The organism is Acanthopleuribacter pedis (genome assembly GCF_017377855.1).
Taxonomy (GTDB): domain Bacteria; phylum Acidobacteriota; class Holophagae; order Acanthopleuribacterales; family Acanthopleuribacteraceae; genus Acanthopleuribacter; species Acanthopleuribacter pedis.
The window spans coordinates 468,873-492,523 of record NZ_JAFREP010000001.1; the positions used below are offsets into that span (position 1 = coordinate 468,873).

A 23,651-nucleotide genomic window follows, 5' to 3' on the forward strand; every position below is an offset into this window, starting at 1 on the left:
TGGCGGGGCACCAAGAAGACCGACGGGCCGGTCGCGCCGTTTTATCTAGGAGCGAACGGCGGCGCTTGCCATTATCGTTATGACGTTTCCCGCGGCACATCCGCGCACAGCATCGCTCGTCTACGCCGTGTCGCGCTTAAGGGACAAGGAATAAGGTATACCAAGACACACGGCTTTGTATTTAATCGATGGAGGATCCATTGTTCAAAAAGTTAGCACTGATTGGGTTGTTGATGGGTTGTTTGGTGACGGCGCAAGACCCTTCCATTCGTATCATTGAACAGGACTGTACCTCAGGTACCGAGTTCGTGTTGCTTCAGGCACGTATTTACAACAGCGGCGGTAAACAGGTTCGAGTTGACTATCGCTATTCGTCCCAGCCGGATAAAGAAAATGTGCCCTTGACGCTGTTTGCCGACGAAGAAGACGACACCTTATTTTGGGCCTTTTTGCCCGAAACCCCCGAGATGAAGGGTGTTTCCAGCGGCATCCTGGAATACACCATTTCGGTTGAAAGTGGCTTTGGTGAGGTTTTTTCTGAATCAGGTGTGATGGAAGTTACGCCGCGCTGTTCCTTTAACCCCGAGTACAACAGCGGACAAGCCGGTGAAATGGCGAACCTCAAAAACCTTTTGGGCAAAGAAGAGCAAATTCGCTTACAAAAGCTGGCCTTACAGCGTACCCGTCGCAGCCGCAACGTGTGGGTCGGCGGCTCCCTGTTGGCCGGTGTCGGTGCGGCTTTGGTTCTGGGCAGTGATGACGGCGACGGCGACGCGCAAGTGGTTGTTTCAGTTGACCTTCAGCCGGTTGCAGGCGATGACTTAACCCTCAGTGTCAACGGGATTCAAGGGAATGGTTTTAACGATCAAATTCCCGCGAGCATCGGTGAAGCGGCGGTAACCCAAACCGGCGCCTTTGATATGTGTATCCGTGTGAGTGATACCTTTGATGTGACCCGTCGTGAGTCGCGTACCTTGGTACTGAATGGCAATATTACCGTCGATAATCAGGAGTTTGTCGCGGATCTTGTGTCTGTCTCTTCCACCAATCTGCCCTCTGAGTTAACATTGACGCAGGACGGAAATAACATTCAGGTTGTCATGAACCTGAGTAGCGTGTTGCAGTTGATTCAGGATCGCGCCCGTTTTGGGACCGGCCCCGACGTCAACTTCACCGACAACTTTGTTTGTGACAGCAACGTGGTTAGCGTCCGTGTCCAATTTACGCTTGAGATCAGAAAGAGAGGGTAACTCATTCATGCTTTTACCAGTGGTTGTAGGTCAGGGGAGTTGTTATGTCGCTTGTTAGTGTGATTCCTCTTATGCTTATGGCTTTTGAAAAACCGGCGATTGTTTTGCCACCCGACCCCATGGTTGTGGAAGACAGTGCCTTGGTTGTGAAGACCTTTAACCAATATCGCCAATTCCTTGCCGATTGGCAGTGTCTTCTGAACTATGAAGACATCCTCAAAACGGTTTCCGACTTAGAATGCGGCACCGTTGAAACCCCGCTCGAAGACATCAAAACCTGCTTGGAATCCAAGGGTTATCAGGTCACGCTCGTGAAAGCAGAATTTCGGCCGGAACGGCCTTACTTCTACACCGCGGATCGGCGTACCTTCGGGAAAACCGAAAGTTTCTTTGAGTTTCTGATTTCTTTGTACTGCAACGACGAGGCCCACGTTCAGGTTCCTGTGCCCAATCCGCAAGCACCGACGGTCTCCGCCACGCAAGCCGCGGACGTTAATTTCGATGCCTACCTCCTCGGCGGCCGCAACGGTCGTGCGGAAGACGGTTATCGCGTTCGTCTTGTTTTCAAACGGGACTCCTTTGATTTACTTGATGTCGATACCGAGGAACCCATTGAAATCTACATTGACGACGTCATTAAGGCGTCCGGTGAAAACCCATTTGAGTTGGTGACCCGTTCCGAGGTTTTGTACCTCAAGTTCCTGGACGGCAAAAACCAGGTGAAGAAGAGGCTCGAAAATGCAGTACGTTAAATCCCTACTTTGCGGTGGATTGTTGCTCGGCGGCTGCCTGTTCGGGCAGTCCTGGTACCTTCAGGAAGCGTCCAAGGTTAATTACAAAATCGAAGCCGATATTAGCGGCATTGATTTTTCCAAATCCAAACGGGACGAGTTTCGTACCGGGACCTGGCTGCAGAATTCGGCCGTGTCCGATCTCAAGCTCCGATTGCGCGATCAGTTCCGACGCCGGGTTCCCTTCGAGTTCGACCCGGAAAAGGCCGATATTTCGTTCAATGTTGTGGTGACCTGTGACCTTGTTGAAAAAGGCGTCGGGCTTAAATACGACAACCTCACCGTTTCCCTTCAAGTTGACTTTACCAATCCGCTTTTCCGTACCTTCAAAGCCCAGGAAGAAGCCAGACGGGTTGCCGCTTTGAACGAGGTCAGCAACGGAGAAGGCGCCACGCTTGACCAATTCAAATTCATGATCGTTTCCCAGGCGCAAAAATTGATCACCAAGGTCAACCATTTCGCCCTGGCCGCTTCCAAAGACAAAATTACCGTGCCGGGCCTCGCCTATAGCGAAACCTATCAGCCCGGCCAAATCGGCACCAGTGAACTCTATCTCGGCAATGATCAACTATTGATCTACCTAAACGGCAAAAAGATTCTCGACCACGAGAATACGGAAGTCCTTTTGGAGCCTTTGAAAGTGCCCCTTTTGGGTCCCAGTCCGCTGGTGAAACTCAAAAGTGGTGCGGCACCGACCTTTTACTTCAAGTTCATTGATCAGGTCGACATGGAAGAGGCGCGAAAGCGATGTGACTTGATTCGTACTTTTATTAAAACCAGGTGATCGACCATGAGACAACTTTGGTGTTTCCTCATCGCGGCAACTTTCGCGGTTGGTGGTGTTTATGCCCAAAACTGTGACGACAATGATTGTACAGACTCGGAGATTGTGCTCACCTCCTCGGAACTTTTGGTTTCCCACGAGGCCGGTGACGCCCAATTCACGGTGACCTTTTCCAACCCCGAGTGTCGTTTTATCGTTCGGAATTTGGTGTCGTGGATTGAGGCAGTCGACGGCAATCCCGGCGAAAGTTTCTTCACCTGTACACCCGCTTCTGGAAACACCATCACCTTTACGGTCTCCGTCGCCGAGAACCCGAACCTTGCCGAACGCGTAGGTTTGTTGCGCGTCGGCGGTCGTTCGCTGACGGTCCGTCAGGCCGCGCGTCCTTGCGAGTACGAATTCACCACGCCGCCGTTGGTGACCGATATTTCCGATGAAGGCGATATCGGTGTGTTAGATGCAACCGCCAGTGCCGGCTGTACCGCGGATTTCGACATCGTCTACCTCGAGCCGGACAACACCGGCTGGCTGACCTTGGATCGGTTGAGCACCAACGAGCCCGGGGATGCACCCGCGGCGTACCAGTTACAGTATACGGTTGCGCTCAGTGAAGATGCTTTTGAACGCAACGCGCAGATCCGCATTTTGGACGGACCGGACGGCAACCCGACCGGCGTGTTTTATGCCATCAGCCAAGAGGCGGCGATTTGTAAGTACACCTTCAATACCAACGATTTCACCTATGATGCCGAGGGTGGTAGCGGTGCCGTCACCATCGATACGGAAACCGGCTGTCGCTGGAACTTGGTGGGGGTTCCCGATTGGTTGACCCTGAGCCAAACGACCGGCAGTGAGGTTGCCAACCTGACCTTCGAAGTTGCGCCGGCCACCGACAACCAAGCCGAATCCGCGACCATTTCGGTGGTGGGCCCGGATGATACCGAGTTCGAAGGCGACAGTTTCACCATTTCCCGCGGCGGCTGTACCTTTTCGCTGAGCCAAACCGACATTACTTTTGACAGCGGCCCCGGTCAGGGCGCATTTGAGGTCATCACCGAAAGTGCCTGTGGTTATGAGATCGCCGGTTTGACGCCTTGGATTGAAATTAACGCGGGTCCCTTCGCCGGTCCCCGTGAAATTACCTATTCCATCCAGCCCAACACCTCCACTGAATCGCGCATTGCCAAGCTTGAAATAAACGGTGCCTTCCACAACATTACCCAAGAGGGCTGTACCTACGAAGTGTCACCCACCCAAATGAGTTTTAACGGTGAAGGCCAGGGTGAGGTCAATCAGATCGAGGTCGAGACCGGGGATTCTTGTAACTGGTCGTTTCGATCCGATGTGGATTGGATTACCGCCAACGTGCAACAGGAACAATCGGGGTCCGGTTCCTTTCGAATTAACGTGGCGCCCAACCGCGGCAACACGGTGCGCACCGGTTTCATTTTTATCGGTAACGCCAGTGTGCAAGTCACCCAGGATACGGGTTCCGTATTTGTGTTTGAAAGCGCGCAATACAACGCTTGGGAACGCGAGGAATCCATTTCCGTGGCCATGTTGCGCACCGGCCTGAACAACGAGGCGGTGAGTGTTTCCCTGCGCGTCGAAGCGGGTAGCGCTGAAGAAGGTGCGGATTTTCCGGCCTTTACCACCCGCGTCACCTTTCCACCGGGATCGATCCGCGAAATCGTCGAGATCCCGATTATTGAAGATGCTCTGCCCGAGGATAACGAAACCTTCCGCGCGATTTTGTTTAATCCCGACGACAACGCCACGCTCGGCAGTCTCATTGAAACCGAGTTGGAAATTCTTGACTTACAAGCGCCCACGATCAATCGCGTCACCTTCGAGCACGCCTTTTACGGTGAGCGGGGTGAAGGGGCCCACTTTGCGCAAGGCGACGAAACCGCGATTGTGGTGGATGCGCAAGACAGCGACAGCGATGGCACCACCATCGTGGACCGTTTCGTGAACGGTGCCCAATTGGGCGACGGTCCGCTGTTGATTCCCACCCAAAACCTGGGTGAACGGACCTTGGAAGTGTTGGTCCGCGATATTGAAAACAATACGACCGAGACGACCGTGTCTTACCAGGTCGTGCCAAGACCGGAACGGCCTGAACTGGCGGATACCGCTTGGACGGCACGTCGCGGCGAACCTTTTACCCTAGATCTCGACGACGCCTTTTTCTACGATTTCAACGCCTTTGGTCACCGCGGCCAATTCGGCGATGCGCCGGTGCCTTTGGTTTTCAACCAGGGTCGTTTTCCAGTGGATGTGTACCGTGTGGGCGGCGACGCCGCCCGACCCGAAACCCTGGTTGTATCGGCACCGCGGGTCGTAGAGCTGACGGTTAGCGACAACCCGGAAGATCCCTTGCGGTTCAAGTCCATGGTGCCCTGGTTTTCCCATCGCTTGAGCGGTGGCTCGCTTCTAGCCGGCGACTACGCCTTTACCTCGGTGTTGGCGCTCAACAATACCGGTCCCCGTCGTGCCCGGATTCGCATCAGTGTGCGGCGCGCCGGGGTTGGTGAGGGGGATCGTTCGGCGATGCGTCGCGCCACCCTTTTCGAACTGGATCCGGGTGAGCAACGGGTGCTTGATGCTGAAAGCGAAGCCTTTATCAGCGATTTGGTCAACGACCATTTTAACCAGCAAGCCGTGTGGTCGGCGGACGGTGAGGGGATCGCCCTGCTGATCGAAAGCGACAGTTCCTACGTAACCGCCGGCTATGCTACTTATTCGGGTGCCAACGGGGACAAAGCGTCGACGGCTTCGCCCGCGCGTGCCGAACTGTTTAATCTTTCCGCTGCATCCAACACGCTCATTTTTAATAACTTGTCAGGCGGTTCCGGTGAGAATGCGGCCTTGGTTGTGGTGAATACGAGCGCGACACCGACCTCCCTGCAACTTCGCTTTTACGACGATAACGGTTTTGTTTCCAGCCGCCAAACCGAGGCCGTTGCGCCTTGGTCGCCGCTGGCCCTGCCGTTGGGTGGCGGCGACTTGGCTCGTTCCGGTTTTGCGGTGGTGACCGCGGACGCCGAAGCCGCGACTTTGGTCGGCGGTGCCTTTTTCTTTAACGCCCAGCGCGAGCCCGCCATGGCGTTGGCGACGCCGCTGCCGGAAGCGGAGGGACCGAGGCAGTTTTTTATGCCGTGGGTGTCTTACAACCTCAACGGTGGAAGTGGGTTGGATGGTGATTATGCCTTCCGTTCGCAAATCGTCGTCAACAATTTAAGCGAAACCGATGCGGCGACCTTAACCTTCTCCGCGCGCCGCGGCGGTGGTGAGACCTTTTCCGCCGCGAGGACCTTGGCGCCGTTGCGACAAGGTGTTTACGACGTGGCCGAGTTATTTGGTTTGGCCTCCGGTTCCGGTTTGGCGGTAACCCTGGTGTCCAACCATGCTTTGGTGGGTGTGAACCAGGCAACCCTGGGTGGCCGTCGCAATTTACCCGACAAAGGTGTGGTTTCTTCTCCCGCGCAGGTTAACGCCGCGACCTTCTTGGATGCCGGCCGTGACCTGGTATTTGGGTTGGTGAACGATGCGCGTCGGCCCGAGATTCAACCGGCCGCCATTATCATGAACCTGGGTTCCGAACCGGTGACCCCGCTGCTGCGGGTATTTAACGAAAACGGTGTTTTGGACGAACGGCAACTCGCGTCCGAGATTCCGCCGGGTGCGCCCTTTGTGTTGTTGTTCAATGAGGCCGGTGGAGAACCGATTCCGGGCCAACTCGCTTACGTGCCGGTATCCCGTGATCAGGATTTCTCTTTGTCGGTGGAAGGCGACCAGTTCATGACCGGCGCCCTCTTTTTGAACGCCCCGCAATACTTGGAGACCGCCATGGCTTTGGCGCCCTCGACGACCAAGGTGAAACGGGCTGTTTTTAGCAAAGAGCCGCGCCTGATCCAAGGCGACTCTTTTGACGTCCATGTCGATTGCTCCCCTTGTGACGCGCTCCAGTTCTCGGTGGCGGGGCAAGTGTTGGCGCCGGAGGATTTGGGAGGCGGTAATTTCCGTTTCGATTCCAACGCCGCCGGTTTACTTGATCGTCAGCGGGACCAACGCGGCACCGGCAGTCCCGGCCTTTACGATATTGAGGTGCGGCCCGTGTTGGACGGCCAGGCTTTGAACGAGGTTACCCTGATCTCGCTCCAAGTGGATATTCGCCTCTTCTTCCCCGACGAGAATTTCTACCAGGCCTTGGGTACGCCGATTACCCGTGAGGACTTGGTTTCGAAGTTTATTGTTGAAATTGCGGACCAACCGGTTGACCTTACTGGAATCAGCGAGTTACCCAACTTGTTCTCGCTGAAGCTGGAGAACGTGGAACGGGTGGGTGATCAATCACTGGATTTGGACTTTTCCCAGCTCGAGATTTTGCAAGAAGTCACTCTCAGGGTCGACGACAACGCCGTCAATCGCAATGCCGGCATTCGCTCCATCATTTTGCCCCAGCAGCCTTTGCTGCGGACCGTGAACGTGGAGGGTGCCGACGACTTGGAGTCGATTCGTTTCGGGCCTCGCATTGGTGAGGATCGTTTGATTACCGATTTCGAGGCGATTTTTATCAAAAACTGCGCCGCCTTCCACACTCTGGACCTGCGCCACGCCGAATTCGCGGCAACCCCCTTGATTCAGGGCGAGAGCTGCCCGGCATTTAAATGTTTGGCGATGCCGAACCTGCGTACGGCTATGGTGGACGGGGTGGCTGAGCCGGTGGCCTTGTTCCTCGATCTTAGTGATTCGGGTTTTACCCGCTTTGACAATGCCGGTTGCGAATTGCCGAACTCCCTGATGGAGGGCGGGATCGCCAACGATTTTGTCATTATCAATACCCTAAACGGCGAGGGCTGCGATCAAATCGACGTCCTTGAAGACCGCGATATTTTTATTCTGCAAAACGACGATAGCGCTTGCCCGGAATAATGGTTTCAACCTAAGAAGCGCTGAAGCGAGGGATTTTGGCTAAAGATCTGGAGCGAAATGGTTTGGAAAAAGCGAGCCGGGGTCGCGTCCGACCGCACCCATTGGCCCTGAGCATTTTGCAGGCCGTTGCAGCCCAGAGGTTTAGCCAAAATCGCCGCGAGTTATCGGGTTTCTTAGGTTTCACCGCGCGCGGGGTTTCCGCCCACGGGCGGGCGACCGCCGCGTGATTGTTTTTCGAGGCCGCGTACACGAGGAGTGACCGTGTTGTCCTTAACTTCTTGGTGTCTGCTCGGCTGTTTGTGGCTGCAAACGCCCGAGCCTGAAATGACCCTGCAGCATGCCATTGAAACCGCCCTGCAACAAAACCGCGATCTACAGCGGGCCCATCTCGATTTGCAGAATGCACAATCGCGGGTTCTGTTGGCCAAGGACAGCTTTCGCTGGCAATTCAGTAGCGGTGTTTCCTATTCAAAAACCGATGAAACCGACGCCGGCGGCGTTTTTTCCGTCGATGCTTCCAAAAAGTTGCGGACCGGCACCGAGCTCGACATCGCCACCGACATCGACCTGAGCGAAGCATCCGAGGACCGTTTCGATACAGATTATTCGGTGACCCTGACCCAGCCGTTGCTGCAACGTGGGGGGCGGGCGTTCCACGAACGCGATCTGCGTTTTGCCGAGCGGGGCTTGGCGACCAGCGAAGATTCGTTGCGGCGTCGTGCGCAGAACACGGTTTTGGCCGTGGTCCGTGCCTACTTTGACGTACGGTTTCAGGAACAGACCATAATCCACACCCGCAAGAGTTTGGAGCGGTTGGAGAAGATTTTGGACGCCACCGAAATCAAACTCAACATTGGTCGCGTGTCCCAGGTCGACCTGTACCGCGTGCGACTTTCCAAAAACCGTACCGAACTGAACTTAAACCGCAACGCCACCGATTTGGAATTTCAGTACCGCCGTTTTAGCGATTTACTCGGGTTGTCGACCTCGGCCCGCTTCCAGCTAGCCCCCGTCGATTTGCCCATGCCCGAGGTGGTTTCTGTCGACCCGCTGCCCCTGTTGGAACGGCGCCGTGTGCAAATCACCCATCGCCGTTTGGAACGGGATTACCACCAAGCACGGCTCGACCTCAAACTGTCGAAACAAGCGACCCTCCCCGATCTCAACCTGGTAGGTCGTTACTTCGTTTCCGATATTCAGGACGTGGCCGCGTTCGACGGGGAAACCGACCACGGCTCCACGATTTCCCTCAGCAACCGCTATTCTTTTAATCAGCGCCGCAATCGTGTCAATGTCCGCCTGGCTAAAAACCGCCTGCGCCAAATCGAGCTGGACCTAACCGACTTCCAAATGCAGTACGAACGCGAGGTGTTGGATCGCCTGCGCAGTCTCGCATTTTTAGAAAAAGAAGTGGACCTTAGCGAGCAGAACCTGCTTTTCTCCCGGCAACAACTGGAAGTGGCCGAGATCCGCTTCGAACGCGGCATCATCGACAGCTTCGACGTCATTGAGGCGGAGGAAAACGTGCTGAACGCGGCCAACACGGTTGACCGCGCCAAACGCGACCTCATCCTGGCCTGGCTTAGCCTGAAAATTTTCACCAACCAACTCGACCCCGACAGCGTCAACGTGGATCAACTGTTGGCGATGTAGTTGTCCGGTCTGGTTTTGGTGCCTGCCAAACACGCCCTTGGCTTGTGTCGCTTGCTTTGCTCGCGGTTACCGCGAGGCATTGGCCCGCATTGCTCACAAGGATTCGTAGCGAGAAGCTGAAGGCCTTGTGCGTGCGAAAATGACGACCAAGCCACGGGGCAGGGGTCCGACCTTCCGTGGGGCCGACCATTCGGCGTAGCAGCTGAGGCGAAGGCGGTTCGACCGGGTAAGTCGGAAGGCAAACCCGCGTAATCGCATGGGTTGCCCCGCGGCAGATTGCCTTCTGAGAAATGCGGGTTAGCTGAAGAAGGGGCACGCGCGAACGGCGGTGGTGACCACCGCCGCCAAAGCCGTCGCTACCCGAACATTTCCACAATGTCCTTGTAATATGCCGCGTCGCCGTCGACCTTGGGCAGGTACTCAAAGGCGCGACCCGAGGGGGTGTCCGTGATTTCCTTGGTCCAATCGATCCCCATCGAGGAATAGATCGTCGCGATCAGGTCGTGGATGCTGATATCGCGGTTCTGCGACCAAAAACGGTCGGTAACGTACCAGCCCTCGCTGTCCGTTGCGCCGAAGGCTTGGTTGGGCACGATGCCGCCGCCCGCAACCAATGCCGCGTAAGCGTAGGGATAATGATCGCGGCCCGCGTTGCGGGTTAACGCGCCCGGTGTCCGGCCAAATTCGCCGGTGACCACCACCATGGTTTCGTCCAATAAGCTGCCACCGCGTTTGCCCGGCGTGGCCGCCAAATCCTCGAACATCGCCGCCAGCGCTTGATCCAAGGGATTGCACAAATCGTAAATGCTTGCCTGACCTTGGCCGCCGGTGTAAATGTCGTAGTGGGAATCCCAACCGTTAGAGGTGATATTGACCACCCGGGTGCCGCGATCCTTGGCCAGGAGTTTCACCGCCACCCCGCAGCCGATACCCAGATTGTTTTCGCCGTAACGGGCCAGTTCCGCCTCACTCATGGTGAACGCATCTTCCACGTCGGCTTGGTACATCATGCCTTCGCCCAGTTGGTAGAAGTTGTGGTAATCGTTGATCGCGTGCCCGCTTGCCGCCGCCGTCCGGTTGGCGCCGTCCGTGCGCATCAGGCTCTCGTAACGTTGGCGGAACAGGGCTTCGCCGTCGGGATGTTCTAAGCCGGGCACGCCGATTTCCGCCGAATAACCAAAGGCCGCGTAGGTGCTGGGCAACATGCCGGGGCCCTGGACCAGGCTGTTGACCGCCACAAAAGGTGGCAGAATATCGCTCTCTCGACGGGATCCTGCCAATTCGTAACCGATCAAGCTGCCGATGTGTGGTTGCTCCTTGGAAAAGACCGGGTTAAAAGTATGGGCTGTCTCGGTCAGGTAGGAAGCGCGGGCGTGGACCGCCTCGTTGTGGCTCAAACAGCGCAGCAGCGAGAATTTGTCGGTTTGTTGGCTGAGGTTGGGGAACAGGCCCGCCGGCAGGAAGAGGTTGCCAAAGGTGCCCGCGCCGAAATCGCTCGGCGTCCAGGAGCCGGTTTTGAGGTCGAAGGTGTCGACGTGGCTGGGGCCGCCTTGCAGGAACACCATGATCAGGTTTTCGGCCGAGCCACGTGGGGTGACCGTGTTTTTTCGGGAAGCCGGCGGGGTTTTGGTTTGCAGGCGACCCGCCATGGCCAAACCGGCCAGACCCAAACCGCCGCCGCTAAGGCACTTCAAAAAGTTTCTGCGTTGCATGATCGCCCTCCTAGTAGATAAAGGTAAATTCGACGCGGTTGATGAGTAACCACATCAGGGTCGCGGCTTGATCGCGGGTGTTGGTGTAGGTTGCCAGTTCTTGTTTGAGCGCGGTGCGCTCGCTTTCCGTCGCGGGTCGTGCGTAGATGTCGAGGAACAAATCGTTGATCAAGGTGTCCACGTCCGAAACACCGCGGTTGAGGTAGTTCATCAACCGTCCTTCCGGTGCCAAAAGGCGGTCGTGGATCACCGGCGAGTTCATCAGCAGCATGGCCTGGGAGATGTTGCCGCTGTTCACCCGCGGCTGGTCGACGCGGTTGCCGCGGCCGAAGGCGTTCAGGAAAATGGTGTCGTTGAGGCCGCGGTTGGCGCGTGGTTGACTGGGATCGGGGAGTTGGTGGGCCCATTCGAGGACCGAACGGGTGTCCGTGTTGCGGTCAAAGACAATCAATCCCGTGTGGACCCCGGTGGCAACTTGCAGCGCGTCGTAGGCCTGTTCGGCGGTCATCCGGTGGGTGGGGTAGCGGGTGTAATAAGGCGTGTACTGGTCTTGCCAGGAGCCTACTTCGAAGGTTGAGGCCATTTGGAAGGTTGCCGAGTTGAGCACGTAGCGCAGGTAGTCGCGCAGGTCGAAATCGCGCTCGATCAAAGCGTCGGTAATGTGTTCCAACAGGTTCAAATCGTTGGCTTGGTAGTCCCAACCCTCGGGCAACGGCCGATTGGGATCGATGCGATACATGTCGAAGCTGTCCATCGGTTCGACCGGGGCCAGTCCGAACACGTGACCCCACAGGCGGTTGGCCCAATGGCGTGCGAATTGACGATCTTCCACGACCTGGTCGGCGAAGGCCTGGCGCCAGTTGTTACCTTGGGGAACCGCGCCCGTGGTCAAAAAGGCGGGGGTGATGATGCCGCCGGTTCGCTCGGGTCGGTCGCCCTCCTCGGTGTCGGCGTTGTAGCCCGCGCCGTTAAAGTCGCTAATATCAAAGGACTCGATCATCATGCGATCACGATCAACGTTGGCCCGGAAGCGGGTGGCAGAGAAGTAAGCCGCCATTTTCCACAGATCCTCGCGCTTGCGTTCCGCCAGATACAAATTGACTGTTTCCAGGTGGTAGGCGCCGTCGTGGCAGGAGATACACTCGGCTGGAATGCCCATAAACTTGGTGGTTGCCGCGATGGCGATGTTGTCCAATTGGTCTTGGGGAAGGCGGGCGCGGTTGGTGGAGCGAATCAGGAAATTGAGTTGGCCGCTTTCCAGGTTGTTGCCCGTGGCCGCGATCATCTCCCGTGCCATGGTGTCGAGTGTTTTGTTGGTGCTGACCGCCTCACTGAAATAGGTGTTGTAGGGCAGCAGGCCGCCGAAGAGAACTTGGCCCGCGGATTCGAAAAACTCCTGGAAATAAAAGGCCCAGTGAATGTTGAAGGCTTCACTTTGCAGGAGTTCGTCGATGTATTCGGCACGTTTGTCCGGGTTGGTGTCGCTCAAAAAAGAACGGGTCCGTGCCGGGTCGGGCAAACGCCCCGTCAAAATCAATGCGGTGCGGCGGATAAAGGTCGAATCGTCGCAGAGGTCGTTGATGGGCACGCCGTCCGCCTGCATTTTGGCAAAGGTGTGGTTGTCGATTTCGTTGAGGGCCGCCGGGTTGGTTTCCTTATCTTGGTCAGCCAAGCAATTGCCGTCTTTGTGGCGGGTCGCCGTCGTTTGGAAATGCTGATTGAGGCGGGTCAGTTTCTCGGCGCGGGCGTCGTCGCCCATCGCCCGGTCCGGCCATGGGAATGACGGCATGCTGCATACCAGCAGCACCGCGAGGGTTTTGATGGACATAGAGACAGAGGCGTTCATCAGGTCACCATCCAAAGCGTAATTGCTATAGCTGGTTGGGCTGACAGGGCGGGGTTGGATTTGGTTTAAAATTGAGGGGAAAAAGTTGCGTTACTTGGTAAAAAAGTGGTCTGTGTCACAGGTTGCCCAGGGGCGGGCAGGGTGCGGAGGGCGCCGGGTTTTCGGGGTAAATTACGGTAAAAAGGCCGGTTGTGTTAAGAAATCGTGAGTTTCGCTTGTCCATGACCCCGTTTAACTTGAATTCACGCCCACGGACATGGTTTTTTTGAAGCCAAGGTGTTTTCCAGATCGGACATGGGTTGTCGACCTTGGGTCGGATGGCTGAATTTTTTATGTGTACATTCAAATGTAAGGGAGGTTCCCTCAATGGATTTTTCGTTTGCATGGTTGGCTGATCCACAGGCGTGGATTGCTCTGGGGACCTTGACGGTTCTTGAAATCGTTTTAGGTATTGACAACATTATCTTCATTTCGATCTTGGCGGGTAAGTTGCCGGCCGAGCAGCAGGCCAAGGCGCGCCAGATCGGTTTGGTGCTCGCGTTGGTGACCCGCATCCTGTTGTTGTTTTCACTGAGTATCCTGGCCCAGTTAACCGATCCGCTGTTTACCATCATGGAACACGGTGTTTCCGGTCGCGACCTGATCCTGGGACTCGGGGGTTTGTTCCTGCTGGGCAAAGCGACCGTCGAGATTCACGAAAAAATTGAGGGTGGTGGGCACAAACCCGGCGAGGGCGGCAAAGCCGGCGTCAGCTTTAACAGCGTGCTCGTTCAAATTATGCTGCTCGATATTGTGTTCTCCATCGATTCGGTGATTACCGCCGTGGGTATGGTGAAACAACTGGAAATTATGGTGATTGCCGTTGTGATCGCGGTGATTGTGATGTTGGTGTTTGTGAACGCCATCAGTGAATTCGTCGACCGTCACCCCACCGTCAAAGTTCTGGCGCTGAGTTTCTTGTTGATGATCGGTTTGACCTTGATTGGTGAATCGCTGCACTTCCACATTCCCAAGGGTTACATCTACTTCGCGATGGCCTTCTCAGTCATGGTTGAAATGATCAACCTGCGCGTGAAAGCCAACGCCAAAAAATCGGCGTAAGTCCGGTTTTAACTCAGACCGAAGCGGCACGACTCATCGCGCTTCTTCGGTTGAACCGAAGAGGTGCGATAAGAGTGAGGGTTTTTTGCTAAAAATCTGGAGCGAAAGGGTTTGGAAAAAGCGGGCCGGGGTCGCGCACCACATGCACCCGCTGGGTGCGGTGAGCATTTTTACGGGCCGTTGCAGCTCAGAGGTTTAGCTAAAATCACCGCGAGTTATCGCGCTTCTTCGGTTGAAGCCAACCCGGCCGTGACCTATTTTATGTTGCGGCCGGTGTGTGCTTTTTTCCCCGTCACCAGGCATGACGACAGGCGTTGCTTTTGTCGATGCCGTGCATCGGGTATACTGAGGTGTTACATAGAGCACCCAAACAAGGAGGCGGCCGTGGCCGACGCGACTCCCCCCGAACCCAAAATCAACAAAGAAGAAGCACTGAGAATTGCCTCGGAAGAGCCGATTGTGCAGACCTTTATGGGTGATATCGATAATTTGCGCCAGGTCGTTTTAGAGAACCTCCATTTTTGGTCCGTGATTTATCGGGCACGCGATGTGGAGGCCCAGCACGGTTTCCAACTCGAGGTGAAGGTTTGCAAAAAAACCGGGCGGGTCACCGAAACCCACGCGCACCCCGTTAACCTGCGTTAGTCTCCCTTTTTTCGCGTATCTCCCAACGGGTGTGCCCGGGGCCTTCGGTTTGGCCGTGAATGTGCAACGGATCTCCTTGGGAGGCGTTTTATGCTGTTGTGCCGCGTCATCTTGCTAGCTGGGTTTTGGCTCGTGCTCGGCTCGTGCTTGAGCCTTTGGGCGCGTTTCCCCTGGGGGGACGGCGTTTCGCGGGCGCCTTATGCTTATCCCGACACCCTCTATTGGGCGGCCGGTCAGCCCGCCCCCGCCAACTATTCCCCGGATCGCGATTGGTGGCTGAGTGGTCGACGCGACCCGCGCCCGGAATTGGCCTTTTCGCCCCAAGAACTTTACGGTGTGCGCGGCATGTCCTTGCCGGCGGCTTGGCGGGTCAGTACCGGCCGACCCGATGTGGTGATCGCCGTGATGGATTCCGGCATCCGTTGGGCGCAACGCCGTTACTGTGAACTGGTGCGCAAGATTTACCTCAACGCGGGCGAGTTGCCTTTGCCGGCCGATACCGCCAACCCCGCCGATACCCGATTCGGCGGCTACGACGCCAACGGCGACGGCGTGTTTAATGTGGTCGACTATTGGGAGGATCCCCGCGTGGTCGATATCAACGGCAACGGCTGGGTCGATCCCGAGGATTTGATTCTGACCTTTAGTGACGGTCGCGACGACGATCAAAACGGGTTCACCGACGATATTTCCGGTTGGGACTTTTTCGAAAACGACAACAACGCCCGCGACGATGTCGACTTTGGGCACGGCACCAACCAGGCGCGATATGCCGCTGCTGAGGCGTTTGAGCCCGGTGAAAGCTGTGCGCTTGAGGCGGGTTTGCCCAATGACGCAACCCCCGGTACCTGCCCCAACTGCATGGTTCTTCCGTTGCGCGTCGGCGATTCCTTTGTGGTGGATGTGAACCACTACGCTCAGGCGGTGGTGTATGCCGTCGATCTCGGCGTTGCGGTGATTGAGAGCGCACTCGGCAGCCTGAACCAAACCTCTTATGCCGCGGCCGCCGACGCCTATGCTTATCACGCCGGGGTGGTGATTAACGCCTCCGCCGCGGATGAGGCGTCCGATCACCATAACTGGCCCGGTGCTTACGAACACACCCTGGTTCACAATTCACTGAAGCCGCCGGAAGAGCCCGGAACCTTTCCCGAAAGTTATTTGTTTCTCAATGGATGCACCAACTTTGGCGGCAACATCCATGTGGCCGTTCCCTCCGAGCGCTGTTCTTCGCAAGCCGCGGGTCTGGCCGCGGGTCTGTCCGGCCTGCTGATTTCCGCCGCCGCCAACGCGGTCGAGCGCGGCACCATGACCCCTTACCGAGACGACGCGGGTCGGCTTCAGAGCTACCCGCTATCCCCCGCCGAGGTGCGCCAGTTATGGCGGCTCGCCGCTGATGACATCGATTTCGCCACCCCTTATCCTGATCACGCCTTTTCCGACGCCGCGCCCTTTCCCTGGTCCTGGCGCTGGTTCCTGCAGCAGCGCGGCTTGTGGGAAAACTACGCCGTGGTTGCCGCGACAGCAACGGAACGCTATCACACCGGGCCCGGCTGGGATTACTACACCGGCTACGGGCGTATCAACGCCGGCCGTTTGTTGGCGTTCATTGGCCGTGAGGAGGGGTCGGATCGCGAGCCGTGGCTGCTCCACGCCGAGGACCGCATTCCCCCCGAGGCCGAAATCAAGGATCCCACCTGGTTCCGCGATTTCAACATCGCCGACGGCCGCGCCCAGGCACCCGCGGACCCAAGCGATCCCGAGATGCTGGTGATCAACGGGCGTGCCGCCGCCAACCGGGTGACTGCCGCCGGCGGACGTTTTGGCTATGTGCTCGAATGGGCGCCCGGCGTGCAGGGACGGGGGCGCACCGCGTTGCCGGCCGGTTTTCGCGGGGTTCGATCCCCGGGGCCTTGGCACGACATCAGCCGGGTCGAGGGCCTCACCGCGGCCTTTCGCGGCGAGCTGGGTCGCGTCCCATTCCGGGAAATCTTGGCCGTTTTGCAAGATCCCGCCTATACCCAGGTTGATCCCCGCTACGGTTCGCCTTATGCCGTGCGCCTGCGCTTAACCGTCACCGCCGACCCCGCCAATCCCTATGATCGCGTCAACAACCAGGCCGTGTTCCAGAAACAGATTTTTGTTCGTCCCGCCGAAACCCTAACCGTGCTGTCCGGGCTGGGTTTCGCGGGGGGCGAAAGCGGGGGGTGTGCCTCGCCCGTGTTCGCTGATCTCGACGGCGACGGGGGCGACGAACTTTTGGTGGCGACCGACGACGGCTTGCTCCATGCCTTGACAGGGTTGCAACCCGCGCAAAATTTGCCCGGCTGGCCCGTGCGCACGCGGCCGCTGTCCAGCTGGTCCGCGCCGGGTCTGCCCGAGCAGATTTTGGGTGGTTTTTTATTTGGCGCCCCGGCCGTGGCCGATTTGGACGGGGACGGCATGCTTTATGTGTTGCTGGGCGACCAGGAGGGGCGGCTGTATGCGTGGGATCGCAACGGTCGCTTGAAGGACGGATTCCCCGTCGGCGTAGACCCTAATTTGTCCCGCGAAACACCCTGTACGGCACCCTTGTTGCCGGATTGCGATGATTTGGGGCCTGTCGACCTGCGCAATGAACAGAACCAGCGCGATCACGCCTTTTTTGCCGCGCCCGCCGTGGGTGACTTGGATCCCCTTTATCCCGGTCTTGAAATCGTCATCGGCGCGGCCGACAGCCACGTCTACGCCTTCCACGCCGATGGAAGCCCGGTTCCCGGTTGGCCCGTCCTGCTGCGGGATCCCGCCAAGGTCGCGGCCGTGGACGCGGCGACCCGGATCTACACCATCCGCGAGGACGGTGATTTTCGGCCGGGTAGCAAAATCATCACCACTCCCAGCTTGGCTGATTTGGACAACGATGGTGATTTAGAAGTCATCACTCTGGTCAATGAGCAGTACCAAGAGTTCCCACGCGCCGCTTTTGGCGGATCCTTCATCGAACTGTTGTTGCTCGCGGCCGAGCAGGTTGGCAACACGCGCGTCTACGTCCTTGAACATTCCGGCTCGCTCACGCCGCCCTCGGTGGGGGCCCTGCTCAGTGTTCATCCCCACGATCAGGCCTACCGCGACGGTTGGCCGGTGGCGATTACCCTGGCCGGGGTCGATTTGGTACCGGTCGCGGGCCAAGGTGGGACGGCCCAAGTCGCGGTCGCGGACTTGGACGGGGACGGCCGCGGCGAAATCGTCACCGCCGGCCATTGGGGACCTGCCACCGTGCTCAACGACGACGGCTCTAGTTTCTACGGGCGCTCCGGTCTGGGAATGCGCACCCTGGCGCGCGACGGTTTTGGCGACAACAGCCCGGTTCGCGACGATCCAAGTTTTGCCGCCCTTGGCGGGATGGCCGTGGGCTCCTTGGACGGCGGTGCCTCCTTGTCCCTGATCGCACCCGCCGCTTCGGTGCGGCGTTTGCTCGATATCGCCCTGGTCGGCCGGCAGTTGGAAGGGGAAGACCAGCTCGCGGTTTGGCGGGCCTCAACCGGTGAATTTGAACCTTTTGCGCCAACCCTTGCCGGGGATTTGGCGTTTTTTAACGCGCCGACCGTCGTTGATTGTGACGGGGACAACCGCGCCGAAATTTTGGCCGCCACCTCGGGGGGTGATTTGCAAATCATCGGTTTAACCGACGCCGGCGCGCGCACCATTCGTCGTCGGGTGATTCACAGCGGTGGTTGGTTAATGAATGCCGCGGCGGTGGGTCGCCTCCGTGTGGGTGAGGATTTTCGCGCTGTTCTGGTGACCTATTCCCGCGAGGGTCGTCTGCGGGTGTACCCTCTGCCGGATTACGACCCGGGCAGCGCCGTTCAGTGGCCGCGACCGGGTCGCGACCACCACAACAGCGGTTGGTACCGGTAAACCCTCGAAATCTGGTTACAGCAGCTTTTCGATTTCGCGGCGCAGGTCTTTGACCAGCTTTTCGTGGTGTACCCCGGTGCCGGGTCCGTTGAAGCCGGTGTGAATGCGCACCACCTTGCCCTCGCGGTTGATCAGCAGACTGGTGGGGTACGCCAAAACGCTGTCGAGGTCGGGCAACATTTTGCCCGCGCCTGCTTTGTCCTTGGTGCCGGCCAGCAGGATCGGGTAATCGAGTTTGTGGCGTTTGGCAAAGCGCTTGAGCGCCCGTGTGTCGCGGGCCGTGTCGCCTGTTGCTTCAAAGGCCAAGCCGATCACCGCGAGACCCTTTTTGCTGTAGTCCTGCTTGAGTTGCTGCAGCAGGGGGGCTTCGTCGTTGCAGTTGGGACACCAGCTTCCGAAGATCGAAACCAAACGCACCTTGCCTTGCAGCGCGGCGTCGTCGTGGCTGACCGTCTCACCGTTCAGGTTGGGGAAGCTAAAGCGAAACAGGCCTTCGTCGTTGGTAATGCGGTTTTGGTTGGTGGCCTCGGGCAGGGTGGCGTCGGCGTCGCGTTTGGCCGTCCAGCGCTCGTACCATTTGTCCGAGGACCAAAATTCGCCGCTCAAGGTCCCGTCTTCGCCCAGTTCGGCGTGAAACAGAAAGGCGTGGCCGCCGTCGTAACAGCTTAGTTTCAGTTGGTTGCCGTCCATCAAACCTTCCAGGAAGCGGTAGTCCCCGGTGGGCGTGCGGAAGGTACCGGTCACTTTTTGATCGGTCTGGCGAAAGTCGGCGACCGCTTCGCCCGAGGGTTCGCCGTCTTGGGTAAAGGCGACGGCCCAGGTGCCGGCCACATTAGAGCCGGCCTTATTATTCGGGACAAACCGCATCGCATCGCCGTGGTTGGCGGTGAAGGGGAGCTTGGCGGTGCGGGTGTGGTCCACCAACTTGGTCCATTCTCCAGAGATCTCGGTTCCGGTTTCATCGAGCGTTCCGGTGAACTGCGATTCGTAATGGTCGATGGACAGGGTGACTTGGTTGCCGGAAACCGTGACCGTGTCGAAGGGGAGCACCTCGGTATCGTTGTGAGCGCCGGCTTTATAGCCGCCGTCGTGCTCGAGGATCGTGACCGTGAAGGGCAGTGGGCCGCCCGGTGAAGTCATCTCAAACCGCCAGGTACCGGTTTGCAAAGCCATGTTTTCCGTGGGGGTTGTTTCGGTGTTGGCGGGTGCCGGTTCGTTTGATTGGGGCTGGGAACATGCGCCGGCGAGCAAAAGCAGCGCGGCCATGAATGAACCGCGCGCAAGGGCGGTGGTGTGTTGCTTGATCATGATGGAGAAACCTTTCAGGGATGGGTGGCGCGGCCGACGAACAAAGTCGTTGCCGACCGCGGTAAAACGTCGGGTCAAAGAATCGGGGCGTTAAACGAGTTTGTTGACGGCCTCCGCCAGTTTCAGATCGCGTTTTGAGAGGCCGCCGGCGTCATGGGTGGTGAGTTCAATTTTGACGCGGTTGTAGACGTTGAACCATTCGGGGTGATGGTCCATTTTTTCCGCGATTAGGGCGACGTGGGTCATGAAGGCGAAAGCGGCCTGGAAGGTGTCAAAGGTCAGGTTGCGTTCCAGTTTTCCCGCGTCGTTGACGGTCCATCCTGGAATGGTGGTGAGTCCTTGTTGCAGTTCTTCGTTGGTCAGTTGCTTGATCAATGGAATGCCTCCGGGTTGGGTAAAGGGGACCGTGAACCATGGGTTCCGTAAAAGCGCCGAAGTTAAGAAGGATTTGGGCGCGGCGGTTCAGGCCGTGGGGATCCACCTAAGTCTAGCGTTCATTGTGCCTGCTTGGAATCCCGTCGAACCTTTCGGCTGGGATCGCCTGCCTGATTGCATTGCGCCGACCTGGCTGACGGCTTGTTGTTTGGGGCGGCGGTTGCTGAAAAGCGCGTGGTTGAACATACCGGGGCAATCGGCTGATGACGCACGGCGCATCAGCATCTGGTAAAAAGCCGGCTTTTGTTTTGTCATGAAAGCGGGAAGGATGCTGGTCTTTACTTGTGGGCGATTTCGACGACAGACGAGGTCCTCGTTTGCTGCCCGGCACGGTGAAAACGGAGGGCCGGCTCCCACGGAGCGATCCGGTGAAACGGGGTGGGCCACCGGTGGTGGGCATGAACGAAGCCGAAACCCGCCGGCCGTGGCTCCAAGCCTAATCCAGACCCTTGGAAGCGTGCGAAAAACCGCTGCCGCGCGGCCGTCGCGCCGGCGCGGCTTAGGGGTGAGAAGCCTGAACCGATTTCCCGGAGTGCATGCTTTGGGGTAAACCGATGAGCAGCGTTTTTTTGAGCAGTTTTACCGCGGTATCCGGCGGAACCGGTCCACCCAGCGAGAGCATGAGGGTCTGGGGTGAGCAGCCGAAGCGCGGGGTTTGTTCGGGATCGGGCGAGGAGGGATAGGCGATGAGATCGCCCCCGGCCTCAAGGAACAGCCGGCTGTATTTCTCGAGGTGCTGTCCCTCGTTCGGGAGACGCAAGGCGAGGGCCGCCCCTTCCGGGTTGTTCGCAACCACCGCCTCGAAGATTTCGGTGACCAGGCTTTCGTGGTCCTCGTGGATTAACTGGTGGAGCAGGAGGAACTGATCGGCGGCCAGTTCAATGTAGCGATAACCAACCTCGCCGGTTCGTTTACAGGCGTTGCTGTAGGCCGTCACCAGTTTTTCCGCTTCAAAGTCGGGGAGACGGTTTGGGAAGTCGCTAAGCCCTTGTTCCAATACGTTTGCGTCGGTTTCGCCGAGGTGCGCAAGTTGGATGCCCGGTGTTCCCCCGTTGGAACCAATGATTTTTGTGAGCGCGCGCAGGCCGTTCATGTACTTGGGTTGGTCGGCGCGGAGCAGGCTGTATTTGCGTGATTGGGGCGGCGTAATCGTGGCGGGCCCGGTGATGACCAGCGCGGCTTCGGTTTGCGTCAGCGACTTGTAATGCATCAGCAATTGCGGGGTCACGCGACCGGTGGGATACACGAGTTCGGTATGGGCGGGTAAAACGGCAAAAGGGTTTTTAAAAAAGACCGTTTTGACCTGTCGCACTGACTGGAGATGGGTGTTCATGCGCAGCCTTTTGCGTCGTTTGATTCTCATTGTTTCGGCATTCCTGCAAAAAGGTTGAGTGATAATGTGGGCCGCGCGATGGTCGCGACGCGGTTGAATCACCGGTTTTCGGGGGTTTTCGCAAGTGGGTGGTTGCGTGATGAAACCCTCTTCTTAAAGGAGGGGGTGAAATGGCGCAACCCGGGGACACCGCGATGGTTTTTTCTCCCGCCCCGGTGGGCGTGAATGTGGATGGAGGGTCGCACCCATGCTCGGATCAGGTTAAAATGGGCCGCTTATACGCATCGAAACAATGGGTTGCTGGTGCCATCCGAAGCGGTTTAAAGGCGGCGTCGCCGCCCCGGGACCGAGAAACATTCATCCTCAGGGGGAACATCCATGAAGTACGAGTCGCGTTTTAAAGAGTTGGTAGAGCGGGAACGCAAGGCGCTGCTTGGCGGTGGCGAGGCCCGCATCGCGCGTCAGCACCAGGTTGGCAAGCTGACGGCGCGTGAGCGGATCGATCTTTTGCTCGACCCGAACAGCTTTCAGGAGCTGGACAAATTGGTGGTTTCCAAGCGCAACGATTTCGGGGTGGAAACGGAACCCCCGGTAGGCGACGGGGTGGTATCCGGGTTCGGAACCGTGGACGGCCGGACCGTGTATGTTTTTGCCCAGGACTTCACCGTTTCCGGTGGTTCCTTGTCGGCGGCCAATGCGCGGAAAATTGTCAAAATCATGGATTTGGCCATGAAGGTCGGTGCACCGATCATCAGCCTCAACGATTCAGGCGGCGCCCGAATTCAGGAAGGTGTGCGTTCGCTCGGCGGCTACGCCGACATTTTCCTTCGCAACACCTTGGCTTCCGGGGTGGTTCCGCAGATTTCCGCGATCATGGGCCCCTGTGCCGGCGGCGCCGTGTATTCGCCCGCCTTGACCGACTTCATATTCATGGTCCAAGACACCGCTTACATGTTTGTTACCGGTCCCGACGTCATTAAAGCCGTCACCCACGAGGTGGTGTCCAAGGAAGAATTGGGTGGGGCGATGACCCACAATAAAACCTCGGGTGTGGCACACTTCGCCGCCCAGGACGACCGCGCCTGTATCGCCATGATTCGGCAGTTGTTGGGGTATATTCCCAGCAACAACTTAAGCGATGCACCCTACCAGGCATGTGACGATCCCGAGGATCGCGAAACGACCGGGATTCAAACCTTGTTGCCGGAGAACCCCAACCAGCCTTACGACGTGAAGAAGGTGATCGCCGAGGTCGCCGACAAGGGGCGTTTCTTTGAGGTTCAACCGCATTTCGGCAAATCCATCGTGGTGGGTTTCTGTCGTTTGGGTGGGCGTTCCGTGGGGGTTGTTGCCAACCAGCCGGCCCACCTCGCCGGTGCGCTGGACATTAACTCTTCCACCAAAGGTGCCCGCTTCGTGCGTTTCTGCGACGCCTTCAATATTCCGCTGATTACCTTTGAGGACGTGCCCGGTTTTCTCCCCGGCACGCAGCAAGAGTACGGCGGCATCATTCGCCACGGCGCCAAATTGTTGTACGCCTTCTCCGAGGCGACCGTTCCCAAAATCACCGTGATCCTGCGCAAAGCTTACGGCGGTGCCTACTGCGTCATGGCTTCCAAGCACCTGCGCACCGACATCAATTTTGCCTACCCCACCGCCGAGATCGCCGTCATGGGCAGCGAAGGTGCCGTCAACATCCTGTTCCGGCGCGAGTTGGCCGAGGCCGAGGATGCGGATAAACGGCGTCGCGAGCTGACCGACGATTACCAAGAGCGCTTTGCTTCGCCGTTTATCGCCGCCGAGGAAGGTTATATCGACGAGGTGATCGAACCCAAGGACACGCGCTTCAAGCTGATTCGCGCGTTAAAAATGCTCAACGAGAAACGCGAGGAGATGCCGCCCAAGAAACACGGCAACATTCCTTTATAAGATCATGCATGGCTCGGTGCGCGCTTCCG

The 23,651-nt window shown here is 57.8% G+C and carries 14 protein-coding genes; 9 read left to right on the forward strand and 5 right to left on the reverse strand.

Annotated elements, in window-relative coordinates; translation table 11 throughout:
- The first annotated feature begins 200 nt into the window (after window positions 1–200).
- The 5 genes from J3U88_RS01630 to J3U88_RS01650 all read left to right on the forward strand — a co-directional run bounded on the left by J3U88_RS01630 (window position 201) and on the right by J3U88_RS01650 (window position 9,416).
- Complete coding sequence (locus J3U88_RS01630; protein ID WP_207856373.1) at window positions 201–1,250, forward strand: hypothetical protein; 1,050 nt, start codon at window positions 201–203, stop codon at window positions 1,248–1,250.
- 44 nt (window positions 1,251–1,294) lie between these two features.
- Window positions 1,295–2,002: a hypothetical protein gene (locus tag J3U88_RS01635; RefSeq protein ID WP_207856374.1), complete on the forward strand. Its 708-nt coding sequence runs from the start codon at window positions 1,295–1,297 to the stop codon at window positions 2,000–2,002.
- A complete protein-coding gene (locus J3U88_RS01640; RefSeq protein ID WP_207856375.1) occupies window positions 1,989–2,825 on the forward strand; it encodes a hypothetical protein in 837 nt (278 codons plus the stop codon). The genes J3U88_RS01635 and J3U88_RS01640 overlap by 14 nt, the downstream gene beginning before the upstream one ends.
- Before the next feature lie 6 nt (window positions 2,826–2,831).
- Complete coding sequence (locus J3U88_RS01645; protein WP_207856376.1) at window positions 2,832–7,763, forward strand: BACON domain-containing protein; 4,932 nt, start codon at window positions 2,832–2,834, stop codon at window positions 7,761–7,763.
- A 261-nt stretch (window positions 7,764–8,024) separates the two neighbouring features.
- Window positions 8,025–9,416: a TolC family protein gene (locus J3U88_RS01650; protein ID WP_207856377.1), complete on the forward strand. Its 1,392-nt coding sequence runs from the start codon at window positions 8,025–8,027 to the stop codon at window positions 9,414–9,416.
- Between the two features lie 356 nt (window positions 9,417–9,772).
- Here the strand turns inward: J3U88_RS01650 and J3U88_RS01655 are convergent, their stop codons facing one another.
- Together J3U88_RS01655 and J3U88_RS01660 are read right to left on the reverse strand one after the other, a co-directional pair.
- Window positions 9,773–11,128 (reverse strand): DUF1501 domain-containing protein, encoded by a 1,356-nt coding sequence (locus tag J3U88_RS01655; RefSeq protein WP_207856378.1) that lies wholly within the window; start codon window positions 11,126–11,128, stop codon window positions 9,773–9,775.
- A 10-nt stretch (window positions 11,129–11,138) separates the two neighbouring features.
- Window positions 11,139–12,974 (reverse strand): DUF1549 domain-containing protein, encoded by a 1,836-nt coding sequence (locus J3U88_RS01660; protein ID WP_207856379.1) that lies wholly within the window; start codon window positions 12,972–12,974, stop codon window positions 11,139–11,141.
- A gap of 366 nt (window positions 12,975–13,340) precedes the next feature.
- Here J3U88_RS01660 and J3U88_RS01665 point away from each other — a divergent pair, with 366 nt between their 5' ends.
- From J3U88_RS01665 to J3U88_RS01675, 3 genes are all read left to right on the forward strand, one after another.
- Window positions 13,341–14,075, forward strand: coding sequence for a TerC family protein (locus tag J3U88_RS01665; protein ID WP_207856380.1), 735 nt, complete (start codon window positions 13,341–13,343; stop codon window positions 14,073–14,075).
- 384 nt (window positions 14,076–14,459) lie between these two features.
- The gene (locus tag J3U88_RS01670; RefSeq protein WP_207856381.1) at window positions 14,460–14,720 is read left to right on the forward strand and encodes a hypothetical protein; all 261 of its coding nucleotides are present in this window, start codon (window positions 14,460–14,462) and stop codon (window positions 14,718–14,720) included.
- Between the two features lie 90 nt (window positions 14,721–14,810).
- The gene (locus tag J3U88_RS01675; RefSeq protein WP_207856382.1) at window positions 14,811–18,617 is read left to right on the forward strand and encodes a S8 family serine peptidase; all 3,807 of its coding nucleotides are present in this window, start codon (window positions 14,811–14,813) and stop codon (window positions 18,615–18,617) included.
- A gap of 15 nt (window positions 18,618–18,632) precedes the next feature.
- Here J3U88_RS01675 and J3U88_RS01680 read toward each other — a convergent pair whose 3' ends face one another.
- From J3U88_RS01680 to J3U88_RS01690, 3 genes are all read right to left on the reverse strand, one after another.
- Entirely contained in the window at window positions 18,633–19,925 is a 1,293-nt protein-coding gene (locus J3U88_RS01680; protein WP_207856383.1) for a TlpA disulfide reductase family protein, read from the reverse strand.
- Window positions 19,926–20,015: 90 nt separating this feature from the next.
- Window positions 20,016–20,300 carry a 4a-hydroxytetrahydrobiopterin dehydratase gene (locus J3U88_RS01685; RefSeq protein WP_207856384.1) on the reverse strand — a complete coding sequence of 95 codons (285 nt, stop codon included), beginning with the start codon at window positions 20,298–20,300 and terminating at the stop codon, window positions 20,016–20,018.
- A 559-nt stretch (window positions 20,301–20,859) separates the two neighbouring features.
- Window positions 20,860–21,693, reverse strand: a complete 834-nt coding sequence (locus J3U88_RS01690; RefSeq protein WP_207856385.1) for a beta/alpha barrel domain-containing protein — start codon at window positions 21,691–21,693, stop codon at window positions 20,860–20,862.
- Between the two features lie 378 nt (window positions 21,694–22,071).
- Here J3U88_RS01690 and J3U88_RS01695 point away from each other — a divergent pair, with 378 nt between their 5' ends.
- Complete coding sequence (locus J3U88_RS01695) at window positions 22,072–23,622, forward strand: acyl-CoA carboxylase subunit beta (protein ID WP_207856386.1); 1,551 nt, start codon at window positions 22,072–22,074, stop codon at window positions 23,620–23,622.
- Window positions 23,623–23,651 lie beyond the last annotated feature (29 nt).

Bases quoted from the DNA above. Each gene is read 5' to 3' on its own strand.
- J3U88_RS01640 (WP_207856375.1), top strand. From the start codon at position 1,989: ATGCAGTACGTTAAATCCCTACTTTGCGGTGGATTGTTGCTCGGCGGC.
- J3U88_RS01660 (WP_207856379.1), bottom strand. From the start codon at position 12,974: ATGAACGCCTCTGTCTCTATGTCCATCAAAACCCTCGCGGTGCTGCTG.
- J3U88_RS01635 (WP_207856374.1), top strand. From the start codon at position 1,295: ATGTCGCTTGTTAGTGTGATTCCTCTTATGCTTATGGCTTTTGAAAAA.
- J3U88_RS01695 (WP_207856386.1), top strand. From the start codon at position 22,072: ATGAAGTACGAGTCGCGTTTTAAAGAGTTGGTAGAGCGGGAACGCAAG.
- J3U88_RS01690 (WP_207856385.1), bottom strand. From the start codon at position 21,693: ATGAACACCCATCTCCAGTCAGTGCGACAGGTCAAAACGGTCTTTTTT.
- J3U88_RS01665 (WP_207856380.1), top strand. From the start codon at position 13,341: ATGGATTTTTCGTTTGCATGGTTGGCTGATCCACAGGCGTGGATTGCT.
- J3U88_RS01655 (WP_207856378.1), bottom strand. From the start codon at position 11,128: ATGCAACGCAGAAACTTTTTGAAGTGCCTTAGCGGCGGCGGTTTGGGT.
- J3U88_RS01675 (WP_207856382.1), top strand. From the start codon at position 14,811: ATGCTGTTGTGCCGCGTCATCTTGCTAGCTGGGTTTTGGCTCGTGCTC.
- J3U88_RS01680 (WP_207856383.1), bottom strand. From the start codon at position 19,925: ATGATCAAGCAACACACCACCGCCCTTGCGCGCGGTTCATTCATGGCC.
- J3U88_RS01645 (WP_207856376.1), top strand. From the start codon at position 2,832: ATGAGACAACTTTGGTGTTTCCTCATCGCGGCAACTTTCGCGGTTGGT.